Origin of the sequence: Psychrobacter sp. P11F6, from assembly GCF_001435295.1 — a bacterium.
Taxonomy (GTDB): domain Bacteria; phylum Pseudomonadota; class Gammaproteobacteria; order Pseudomonadales; family Moraxellaceae; genus Psychrobacter.
The window spans coordinates 2,118,118-2,129,900 of record NZ_CM003594.1 but is presented as its reverse complement, the minus strand read 5'-3'; the positions used below and the strand labels follow the sequence as shown (position 1 = coordinate 2,129,900).

Sequence of the window (11,783 nt, the reverse complement as noted above, 5' to 3'; positions counted from 1 at the left end):
CACAATGATAAAAGGAAAAGGAAAAAGCCATGATGTTTCCCATTGAAAATAATGACACATTTTTACTATTCTTTCACGGTCTTGATTCAAGCAATGAAACCACTAAATATACTTGTATTAGCCGTGAGCCCAAAACCTGCCAAACCGTCAATTATCGAGATAATTTCAACGAGATTTTCGATATTTATGAGGCGTTAATTTTAGAAAAAATGCGCGAGTATCCTCGAGTCGTCTTGGCAGGGCACTCACTTGGTGGCTGGTTCGCCAATCATTTCGCCCATAAATACAATTTGCGTGCGCTATTAATAGCGCCTTGCATTTATCCCAGTGAGGTTTTAGCAGACCGCATACCAGACGTGGCTGATATGAAATTGTCATTTCCGACCTCGAATACTGAGATGATAAGAGTCATGGTTGAGGTTGATGATGAATGCTTAGATGTCGCCGTCGCCAGACGCACGCTCATCAACTTACCTGAGAGCTGGGAAGTAGAGTATTTTGAACGTGGTCATCACCGTATCGCCCGTAGCGAAGATATTTGGTATCACTTGGTACATCTGTGCGAAGACCCCATTGTCTGGATGGATGACGCGACATATCATGGTGAAGATTAAATACCATCAGCCTTGAAGTAAGGCATTATTAATTACTATTATAAAGAACTAAAAACTATCGTGGGTTTAACGGTTTGCCAAGTTCTTCAATAATCACTTAGCAAACATTGCAACTTCCAGCACGATATAAAACCACTCTGGTAAAGCGCATGAGCCTGTACTCCGACAAGGTTACCCATGCCTGATTCGATGAGCCTATATAAGCTTATTCTTATTGTCGGAGTTCAGGAGTCACCGATGTCTCATATCAATAGCCAAAATCTTACGCCTTCCAAATATACTCATCGTTATACGCCGCGGCATCCTTTGGCAAAAGAGGCGGTTAGCCAAATAGAGAAATGTGAACGACGTTCGCAAGATATTGTCAAAGCCATGGGTTATCCGCCAAAACACATCATATCTGCCTGTGATCGTCTGCGTCATGTATTGTCTAGCGACATACTAGGACTTAATGCGACAGATATTGATAGCTACTTTACTGCTCATGAATTCTTAAAAGCACTATTATCCGTGCTCGATATAAAGTACGACACCTTTGCAGAGGATATTGCGCAAATCCAATATGACTTGGCGCATTATCCTTATCCGCTACCGCAATATCAATTGCGAGCGGTCATCGACTTTACATGGAGTGAGGGCGCTAACTGGATGTCGCGCGGCGTGGCTAGCAGTAAAGCTGTTGCGTATTTACCGCAAAATATCGCCAAAATGAATGCGGCAAAGCGTGAGTCGGTGATTCAACAATGTCTGGCTGCGCATTATGCAGAATATAACGGTCACTTGCCGTATAATGGCGTGATTAACGGTTATCAACTTATCATTGAACAGCGTCATGAGATGGTTGATAGCATCGAGTATGATCTGCCGCAGTGTGAGTAGGATGTGATACATCACTCATCAATTGGTAGCATTAACATTTAACACAGCATACCCAAATAAAAAGGCCGTCCCCAATGACCGATACTAATCCTGATAACCCGTATAATTTTGCACCTTTGCAGCCAACTGGTAGAAACGAGACCAATACTGCCAATACCTATGCGCCTGAAGACATGATTAAAATATATGAGCAGCAGTTTCTTATTCCAGTACCTGAAGAAAAGCTGACCGAGTTTTTACCCGCGCTAAAAAGCTTCTATGATATCGACGATCATACGTTAGACGTCAGCGCCATTATTTTTGACGCAATCGCAGAGTCCGCTATCATTTACAACCATAAAATCAAAGTGGGCGACTATCAAATACTAGGTGGATTGATAGAGGAGGCGATTGAATACGATGAAGACAGTGATGAAAACAATAAAGATGACCAAGCCACTGAAGACCTATCCGTTGAAGACAAAGACATTCAAGCCTATACACTAGAATGTAAGCGTACTTTTTTCATTAATGAGGTAGAGATACCTTATCATTTCAACTTGTTTATTTATGGTGATGGCTATTCTACTTTGACCAAAAAAGAAACCGTGCTAGAAAAAATGTACTGGTTCGTTAGAGGAAGATTTGAAGAAAATCTATTAGACGACACTGAAGATAATGACAGTTTAGACTCGATCAATGAGCAGCTAGCCAGTTTGAGTATTCGGGAAATGGATTTGACCACGATAGACGAAGTAATAAGCTATGTGGAAGACAGTATCATAGATGATGCCATGGTAGAGGCGCTTAACAAGTTATTAGATGCTGCTGAGTAGGTAGCTATCCGTAAAATTGATGTCAGAACAACACGTTTTAACGTCAATTTTTATAAGAGCCGTTGTAAAAGAATATTTATATAAGACTAGCTATAAAAGACTATTGATATAAGGCACATTGCTATGCAACAAACACAGAATTCTGTGGATCAAAGACAAGATATTGTAGAACACAGACCCGTATTTATGCCGAGAACCAACAGTGATAATCTGGTAAAAACAGACATGGTTAGGTTTGAGCGGCATGTGGGATTTGCCAGTCGCCAGAAGAAAAAATCCATCAATGATATGCATCAAGTCATTCGCAAAAAGTATGGCTTTAGTCATGTCCTTGAGCTATCGAGCAAGTCTGGTAATAAATTGAGTTTTCCGCTGAGTCCATTGAGCTTGAAGCTAACAAATGAACAAGATGCGCAGCAGTACAGTGTCGAAAATGCCTTTCAAAGCAGTATGGTTTTTGAGGATGGTGGTCCCTATACTGACTTGTTAAGTGCGCCGCCAAGACAGGCCAGAAAGGACGAGCGCTTAATGACCTCGGGTGAACTGATTGGCTATAATTATTTTGGCATGGAGTGGAGCGTAGAGCCATTGACCACATTTTATGATTGGCTCTATGTGAATGCCCTAAAGCAAAACCCGCATTTGCATGAAGAAGTTATGCAATATCAAGCCTTTACGGATCGTGAGTTTAATCCTAAAAAGTCTATCCATTGTGCGGCTTATGCACTGGCGATGTTTGTGGCGCTCAATAAACGCGAGTTGCTCGATAATATTGAAGACCCTGCGGTATTTTTTAATTTATATCATGAATTCAAAATAAGTAATACTGAGCAGCTTTTAGAAGCGGGTTGGGTTTGATCGTTAGAGCGGTAATTTATGTAGTAAAAATTATCAAGATAAACTTATGCTAACCAAGTGACTTTATGATATATGAGAATAGCCAAGCTTGTCTTGGCTTTTTCATGCCTAAAAACTTTTGATACTTAAAAACTTTTCATGCCTAAAAAATTAAGCACCTTAGTCTGATTGATTTTAGTGTTATATATTTCAACAGAACGCTTATTACTCTTAATTATGTAGATGCGATGTAAGCTTACGAATACTAGGGCGTGTCCTCATTTTAAAAGTGGCGATAAAAATGAGATAAATTGCAGTCAAACAAGGAAAATAGCTTCTTAGTATCGAGATATTAAGAAGCTATTTGACGCCGTTTGGCAAGATTTAGCCATTTTTAACCCATTTAGATAATTATCGATTGAATTGAGGACACGCCCTAAGTATGACTATAATTCTAGAAAATTAGACAAAAAAATCCCCACTTCTTATTTAAGAAATACGCGTTTTAGAAATATAGAAGAGGCGTGACAAGTGACCTATCCCGTCAAATCCGTAGACCTCAATTTGGGAAACTTTAGCTACATGATATGAAAATAGGTGTAGTGGTTAACTGCCTTAGTATATATAAAAATAATGCAAATACTAATGATAACTATTATCATTAGTATTTGCATTATTTTTATAATGTTGCTAAAGTGTGCACTCTTTATTAATAAGCATCGATCAGTTCTTTGCGTGCTCTATTTTCAAGGTCTTATCGATATCAATGCTTCATTTATTCTGTTGTTATAACATTAAAAAATAACCACTTTTGCATGCTTTTCTAGTGCTTACCCATAATGTTATAGCGAATCTGCTCTATCAGAAAATTTGCAAAGTATTGGTAAACACTAAATATTTCTAGGATTTTCATCTATGCCAACATTACCAATTTCTTCTGCTTCTATAAATGCTCTTTACCTACCAAAGCCGTTACGCTTAGCGACTGGCAAAGCTTTGCTTGGCATTGCTATCGCCTCTATTTTGAGTACAACTGCATTCGCTGCTGAGATAGATAGCCGTAACGTACCACAAATAGCAGCGCAAGAAATTGATGAACAGCAGGCAATGCCTTCTGTTGAGCTAGATACCATTGTTGTTAAGGCGGCAAGAGAGGAGCTTGAACAAGCAGCTGGGCTTTCAGTGATTAGTGAAGAGGCTATCAAAAAAGCTTCTATTTCCAATGATATTGCAGAGATCGTGCGCAAAATGCCTGGGGTTAACCTATCTGGCTCGTCTACTTCTGGTCAGCGCGGTAATCAGCGCCAGATTGACCTACGTGGTATGGGCCCGAATAACACGCTGATTTTAATCGACGGCCGTCCTGTTACTTCTCGTAATGCCGTTCGCCCTGGTAGGGCTAGCGAGCAAGATACCCGTGGAGACTCGCAATGGGTGCCGCCGAGCGCTATTGAACGAATCGAAGTATTGCGTGGTCCAGCCGCGGCTCGCTATGGTTCTGGTAGTATGGGCGGGGTAGTCAACATCATCACTAAAGCGCCTACTAAAAAAGAATTTTCGGTCACTGGTCACTACGAGTCCCCAGAGAGTGACTTGGAAGGTAAAGACTGGCGCACCAATATCAATATGGCTGGTTCTTTAAGCGACAAGCTGTCCTTCCGTACTACGCTTGGTTACCACGAGAGTGAAGGCGATGACCCTTATATCAATGCCGAAGACGCCCAAATTGTAGATGGGCGTGACGGACCAGTCGCTTCTATTGCAGCTGGGGTTGAAGGCGTAGAGAATATAGATGTCCGCCAGCTTTTTGAATACGCTATGGATGCGATGAACACGGTAGGTTTTGAAGTCAACTATAGTACCCAGGATAATCGCTGGGCGGGCGACTCACAATTTCAAAATGTCAATAATGATTTGGTCGAAACCTTAGCTGGAGAATCTACCAATAAGATGCGACGCTATGGTGCTGCCATCACGCACCGCGGTGACTATGATAATACCCGTAGCAACAGCTACTTAGAGTTTAGCCGTACTAATAATGAGCGTTTGGCAGAGGGTACCGCGGGTGGCGGTGAAGGTCAAATTAAACCGCCTGTCGAAGGAGAGGATTATCAATGGAACAAAGCAACCTATGACACACTAAACGCCAAATCAGAATGGGATGTATTTTTTGACCGTCATACTTTGACTGCAGGAGCTGAATTCCGCGGTGAAAAACTGACCAATCCTTTAGTGTCCGACTTAACCTTTGATGATGGTTTTGACTTCGGTGATGTCGAAACCGATCCTGCTAAGCGCGATCCAAAATCAGATGCCTATCTTGTCGGTGCTTATGTAGAAGATAACTACCAAATTACTCCAGATTGGTACGTGACCCCAGGGCTACGTTTTGATTACCACAGCGAAGCTGGTAGTAATTGGTCGCCTAGTATAAATACTACTTGGGACTTTAGCCCTAACTGGTCATTAAAAACAGGTGTAAGCCGTGCCTTTAAGGCGCCTGACCTCTATTTATTAGACTCTAACTATATTTACTACACTAGAGGCAATGGCTGTCCTTCTTGGGTTCCTGAAGATCAAAGAGGCTGTCAAGTATTGGGAAATCCTGATCTTGAGCATGAGACTTCTTGGAACAAAGAGCTGACTTTTACTTATGATGATGGTACAGGATTGAATGCTGGATTGACTTATTATCATAACGCCTATGATAACCGTATTGGTGCAGGTGTAGACAGGGTGGCAGTCGATGGTGCAACGAACCGCTCTATTTTCCAGTGGGAAAACCAAGGTGAAGCCATTATTGAAGGTCTTGAAGGATTTGTGAAAGTTCCAGTGACTGATGCGCTCTCTTGGTACACCAACGTCACCGGAAATCTGCGTTCAGAACGTAAAGATACGGGTGAGCCGCTATCGCTAATTCCTAAATTTACTGTCAACTCCAATGTTAACTGGGACATTACCCCTCGCTGGAATGCCGACTTAGGCGTCAGCTATTATGGCACCATTGATGCACCTGAAATTTCGGTTACTACTGGTGATGAACTCACCACCTTAAATCTTGACCGTAAGCCTTATGCGCTGGCAAATATCAGCACGCGCTATAACTTGACGGACGGTATTACTGTTGGCGCAGGGATTAAAAATCTATTTGATAAGCAAATTAAGCGCGAAGGCACGGGTACCAATGCGGGTGCTCGAACCTTTAATGAGCCAGGCCGTGCTTATGTCTTTGATGTTAGTTTTGATTTCTAATCTTTAGATATAGTATTTTCTTTAGGACGCAAAAAGGTCTGAACTAATTGTTCAGACCTTTTGATTTGTACAACCAATCTTACTTATGATCTTACAAACAATCATTAAAACAGATAACACATAGCCATCATCTTGTAGTTCTTAATTGAATTTGGTTGAAAAAATAGTTAACAGTCATTTCTATTAAAATATTACCTATATTTTATGAACAGCATTTCTTATATGGATTCATCTTTTTAATTTATTAGACAGCAGGTTATAAGCTATCGACAATCACTGGGCGACCTTGATGATTGAGTACGGTAACATCGACGTTATACAGATCCTTCATGGTTGTTTGGGTGATGACCTCTGCAGGTTGACCGACAGCCATTACCTGACCCTCTTTCATAGTGACCACGGTATCGGCGAACTGCGCAGCTTGATTGATATCGTGCAGCACAATGACCACGGTTTTTTGCTGGCTATGACTCAATTCGCGCAGCTCACGCATCAGGCGACCAGCATGATACATATCTAAATTATTGAGCGGCTCATCGAGCAATAAGTAAGGCGTATCTTGGCAAACAATCATCGCAATCAATACTCGCTGACGCTGACCACCTGATAGTGTCGATAAAAAACGCTCGGCTAACGGCGCAAGCTCAAAACGTTCGATAATTTCTTGCACTTTTTGCTGATCATCAGCCGTCGGTTGCCCTTGATGATAAGGATAACGCCCAAACATCAGCAGCTCATGCACGCGAAGTCGTCCTTGTACTTGGTTGTCTTGTCCAAGCATCGCCACAGTTTTGGACAAGGTTCGCGCATGACAACTAACAATATCACGTTCCTCATTATCTACAGCGAAACTGACCTGTCCCGACTGTAGCGGTTGCAAGCGTGCCATGACCGAAAATAAAGTAGATTTACCTGCGCCATTGGGACCAATCAGGGCAATCACTTGTGCGCTTGGTAACGACAACGTAATGTTATGAAGAATTTGCTGTTTGCCAATATGGTGCGAGATGTTATTGAGTTTAATCATAGTGGTTCTTATTTTTACAAAGGATCTGATTTTTCATTACTATATCAATGGTTTTTAGATGATTGGCTACTAGGTCAGTGATGATTAAATAAGCACGATATTAACGACGCTGAGTCATAAAAATTAATATTAAGAATACCAAGCCACCAGCCAATTCAATGACGACCGATAGCACACCCGCCATGCCCAATAGTTGCTCAAATATCGTCTGACCGAGTACCAAGCAAATCATCGCCACCAAACAGACCAATATCAGACGCTCGCTGTGATACATATGCCGAGCGATACGATTGGTTAGCGCACAAACCAACAGCCCAAAGAAGGTCACTGGACCGACCAATGAGGTTGCCGTGGCGACCAATACCGCAATGACCGTTAATAGCCCAAATGCCAAGCGTTGATAGTTGATACCGAGGTTAATGGCTTGTGATTTGCCAAGCATCAATACGTCACATTGATAACGCCAGCGCCAGATAAACAGTGCGCTAATGGCACAGATAACAATGCTGATACCAAGCAGCTGAGGATTGACTGTATTGAATTGTGCGTAACTGGCAGATTGCACGACGACGAAATCATCAGGATTGATCAATCTGGCAATCAGGGCTGATAAGCTACGAAACAAGACCCCATAATAATGAGGCTGCCCGTGTTGATGACCCACGGCGGTATAGAAGCACGGCGATTTTTAGAACTTAGACCACGGCTTGCGCTTTTTTGCCAACTCGTTGATGCGGCTGGTAAAGTAGGGCGGGCTTTGACGCTGGTCTGCGCACGAGAGGAAAATAATGGCATATCAGCTACTGGCTTAAAGTGAGGGTTGGCAACTGACAGTGATGACAGTTGCCTAAAAACGAATGACGCTTATTTAACATGTTGCTTGTTTAGCATATTACTTATTTAACGCATCATTTATTTAGCGTTAGCAAAAGCCTCTTTAATGGTCGTCAAATCCTGCATCCATTGATAATAACCGCCAAAGGCAAGGTATGAGTCTGGGCTAAGATAGACCACTTGATTGTTACTCCATGCGTTGGTTTGCGCGACCAATGGATTGTCCAATACGGCTTTGGCACCAGCACCATCTTCACCAATGGCGGCACTGCGATCGACGACGAATAACCAGTCTGGATTGGTTTTTTGTATGTATTCAAACGAGATTGGCTGACCGTGATTACCATCTTTAATTTGATTATCTGCTATTGGGATATTAAGTACGGTATGAATAAAACCATAGCGTGACTCAGTACCATATACGGACATTTTATTGCCATTGACCATGACCACTAAGCCTTTACCTTTATCTTTGGTGGCAGCTTTGGTTTCTGCTAACAGACCATCGATGTCACCTTGTAGTTTTGCCGCTTGCTCGCTTTTACCGAATAAAGCGCCTAAGTCAGACAAGCGACGTTTGCTCGATTCATAAATATCGGCAGTATCGACACTCATATCAAGAGTAGGAGCAATACTTGCTAATTCATCATATTTTTTAGCAGTGCGACTCCCAATCAATATTGCCTGTGGTTGTAGTGCATTCAAGGCTTCAAGATCCGGTTCAAACAATGTACCTACTTCTTTTGGCTCCGGTTGATTTTTTGCTTGCAGATTGTCTAACAACATATTGCTTGGCATACCTTGAATAGGTACTTCAAGAGCCGCTAAATCTTGCATTAACGTCATGTCATATACTGCAATGGGTGACGGATTAACTGGTAAGCTTATCTCACCTTTTGCAGTATCAATTTTTATACTAGTGGTAGATTCGCCATTATTCGTAGCATTCGATACGGTATCTGCCGTTTCATTCTCTGTTGTAATCGTTGCAGTTTCAGAATCGCTAGAGTCGGGTGAGGTACAGCCTGTCAAGCTGGCGGTAGCTATTAATGTTGCCATCATAGTTGTTAATAAAGGACGTTTGAATACGGGCACTGGTATAGAGAGTAAATTAGTAAACATAGGTAACTCATTATATTACAAGTTATAGAAAGTTGATTAATCAAATGACTGCAAAATATGGGATGGTTAGTAAAGAGGCTGCATAGCAGTATTCATAACGGCGCTCTTCGCCATTTAATTTGTCTTTAAGGCTATTGACTACTTCAGGATTAATGCTTACTTGAACTTTTTTAAAGTTCAAAAGAGTAAACAGCGATTATCATAAAGTAGTTAACAGTATTTATCAATGATAATGAGAATTATTATCATTTTTGATTTTATAGCTTCATAGGCTGAGGTATTTAGCTCTAGCGAGAATTTTCAGTAGTGACTTAGTGGTAGGAAGAATTCTTCTTGAGTACATGAAGATGAGAGAGGGTGCTTTGTAAGCGGGAATAAATATTTAAAAGATAGTTATTAAATTTATTGATAATAGTTATCATTTGCATTAACATTGCTATTACATTTTGTTTAATAAAATTATTAGGCTGTTATGGGTTCAACAAGTTTCAATATGCCATCAGTTAAATTAACATCCACAGTTATGGGTTGTGTTGTCGCATTACATTTGCTGACAGCAATCGTATTGGTGATGGTCAAAACCCCTGTGATTACTATTAAGCCACTTGAAATAACACCGCCTATAGAAATACAGTTTGTGTCAGAAGTTACGACAATTGCAGAGCCAGTGATGGCAGTCGCAGAAGTCGAACCTATTAAAGCGCCTAAACCACAATCTGTTAGCGTACCTGAGGCAAAACCAGAGCCAAAAAAAGCAGTGCAACCAGTTGTGAGGAAGGAGAAACCAAAGCCTCAGGTTGATACTAAGCCAGATACTACGACAACAAAAATAGTAGAGAGCAAGCCTGTCATCAAACAACCAATAAAATCACAAGAATCAGACGCAGCAGCTCAAGCAAGCGCTTTAGCAGCCGATAACGAACGTAAAATATTGGCAGCACAGACTGAAAAGGCTAATCAACAAACGCATGCTAAAGCTATGCGCGAGGCTCAGGCTGCAGCGGATACCAAAGCAAAGGCAGATCGTGAAGCGCAAGCCGTATCCGATGCCAAAGCTGCACAAGCCGCCCGTGCAAAAGCTGAAGCCGCGACTCGTGAGAAAGCTAATCAACAAGCTGCTGCTGCAAGTAATACACCAGTCAATTTCACTGCGACCAACGCTAACTGGGCATCAGCACCGAGTTTTAGTTTTCCTGCTCGTGCCAGACGAGGTGCTAGATCAGGGGAAACCTTTAGAGTTGTCTTGGTACTACAAGTTAATAAGCAAGGCAGCATAGATAATGTGAGCTTAGCGCAATCTTCTGGCAACGCCGCACTCGATAGGGATGCTCAACAACAAGTACTTTCTGGTAAATTTAAACCCTTTACGAAAAATGGCGTACCAGTGGTGGGTAATGTAACTTTACCTATCAGTTATGCAGCACCATAAAATTTAGTTATTTAACGAGCCTATTATTTTTAGAGAATCATTACTGATGATTTTTCATGATAAGTGGATATGCGGTACTCGCAACAAACTCATATGATTGCATAACATATTAAGGAGTCTGATATGGATTTTACAAGCTACTGGCAATACAGCGATTTGGTGACCAAAAGCTTGTTTTTCTTGCTATTGGTCTTATCGGTGCTCTCTTGGGTAACTGGTATTATTCGTATATTACAAAGCCGAAAATTGGCCGCCTGTGTTGCTGATGATTTGAGTCAGCAGGTTGAGATGAAGCGTTCAGCTGTGATTAACTCTGATGCTGCTATGCATCGATTAGTCATTGAGCAAGCATTATTAAAGCATATCGGGCGTTACCGTTTTGCTAGCGAACGCGGCCTACCTATTTTAGGTACCACTGCAGCGATCGCGCCATTTATTGGGTTATTTGGTACAGTGTGGGGTATTTTTCACGCGTTACATAATATCGGTACCAGTGGGCAAGCAGGACTTGGACAAGTGGCAGGACCAGTTGGCGAGGCGCTCATTATGACAGGTCTCGGTATTGCCGTCGCAATTCCAGCAGTGGTGTTTTATAACCTTGCCGTACGTATCAATCGACGGGTAATGTACCATGCCAATGATAGAGCCCATGATTTATTGGCGCAGTCTGTTGATTTAGCAGCAATGCACCCTTCAATGGAGCCTCATAATGTAGCTGAAAAGCAAGGCATAACCACTAATGTCACTTTTAGTAAGAGTGCTCATAGCAATAGTAGTATTCATACTGATACACAAGAGGCTTACCAACAGTAGCATTGCTAGATTTTATTTATAGTCAGAGCACTTTTAAACCGCTACGGTGTTACCCGCCCTAAATGTACTCAATGTACTATCTGCGGTCGGTCGCCTTGTAGCGATTCTAAAATTCCTTGACTATATAAAGTTGTTGTAAATGCCAGCGCTGGATGGTTTTT

General features: G+C 41.7%; 11 protein-coding genes. 7 read left to right on the top strand and 4 right to left on the bottom strand.

Translation table 11 applies throughout. From position 1 onward, the window contains the following. The first annotated feature begins 29 nt into the window (after positions 1-29). The 5 genes from AK822_RS08760 to AK822_RS08740 all read left to right on the top strand — a co-directional run bounded on the left by AK822_RS08760 (position 30) and on the right by AK822_RS08740 (position 6,397). Complete coding sequence (locus tag AK822_RS08760) at positions 30-614, top strand: alpha/beta hydrolase (RefSeq protein ID WP_060491351.1); 585 nt, start codon at positions 30-32, stop codon at positions 612-614. 237 nt (positions 615-851) lie between these two features. Then, complete coding sequence (locus AK822_RS08755; protein ID WP_060491350.1) at positions 852-1,493, top strand: hypothetical protein; 642 nt, start codon at positions 852-854, stop codon at positions 1,491-1,493. Positions 1,494-1,567: 74 nt separating this feature from the next. Then, positions 1,568-2,308 (top strand): hypothetical protein, encoded by a 741-nt coding sequence (locus tag AK822_RS08750; protein ID WP_060491349.1) that lies wholly within the window; start codon positions 1,568-1,570, stop codon positions 2,306-2,308. A 123-nt stretch (positions 2,309-2,431) separates the two neighbouring features. After that, entirely contained in the window at positions 2,432-3,166 is a 735-nt protein-coding gene (locus AK822_RS08745) for a DarT1-associated NADAR antitoxin family protein (protein WP_372886004.1), read from the top strand. Positions 3,167-4,060: 894 nt separating this feature from the next. Continuing rightward, the gene (locus AK822_RS08740) at positions 4,061-6,397 is read left to right on the top strand and encodes a FepA family TonB-dependent siderophore receptor (RefSeq protein WP_060491348.1); all 2,337 of its coding nucleotides are present in this window, start codon (positions 4,061-4,063) and stop codon (positions 6,395-6,397) included. Positions 6,398-6,653: 256 nt separating this feature from the next. Here AK822_RS08740 and AK822_RS08735 read toward each other — a convergent pair whose 3' ends face one another. The 4 genes from AK822_RS08735 to AK822_RS08725 form a co-directional block, all read right to left on the bottom strand. Then, complete coding sequence (locus tag AK822_RS08735) at positions 6,654-7,424, bottom strand: iron ABC transporter ATP-binding protein (RefSeq protein ID WP_060491347.1); 771 nt, start codon at positions 7,422-7,424, stop codon at positions 6,654-6,656. A 100-nt stretch (positions 7,425-7,524) separates the two neighbouring features. Then, positions 7,525-8,049, bottom strand: coding sequence for an iron chelate uptake ABC transporter family permease subunit (locus AK822_RS08730; protein ID WP_226951667.1), 525 nt, complete (start codon positions 8,047-8,049; stop codon positions 7,525-7,527). Beyond that, positions 8,025-8,219: a hypothetical protein gene (locus AK822_RS14875; RefSeq protein ID WP_157292385.1), complete on the bottom strand. Its 195-nt coding sequence runs from the start codon at positions 8,217-8,219 to the stop codon at positions 8,025-8,027. The genes AK822_RS08730 and AK822_RS14875 overlap by 25 nt, the downstream gene beginning before the upstream one ends. Positions 8,220-8,336: 117 nt before the next feature. Next, on the bottom strand, positions 8,337-9,380 hold the full coding sequence (locus AK822_RS08725; protein WP_060491346.1) for a siderophore ABC transporter substrate-binding protein: 1,044 nt from the start codon (positions 9,378-9,380) through the stop codon (positions 8,337-8,339). A gap of 493 nt (positions 9,381-9,873) precedes the next feature. Here AK822_RS08725 and AK822_RS08720 point away from each other — a divergent pair, with 493 nt between their 5' ends. Then, positions 9,874-10,809 (top strand): energy transducer TonB, encoded by a 936-nt coding sequence (locus tag AK822_RS08720; RefSeq protein ID WP_228139000.1) that lies wholly within the window; start codon positions 9,874-9,876, stop codon positions 10,807-10,809. A gap of 123 nt (positions 10,810-10,932) precedes the next feature. Next, positions 10,933-11,622: a MotA/TolQ/ExbB proton channel family protein gene (locus AK822_RS08715; RefSeq protein WP_060491344.1), complete on the top strand. Its 690-nt coding sequence runs from the start codon at positions 10,933-10,935 to the stop codon at positions 11,620-11,622. Positions 11,623-11,783 lie beyond the last annotated feature (161 nt).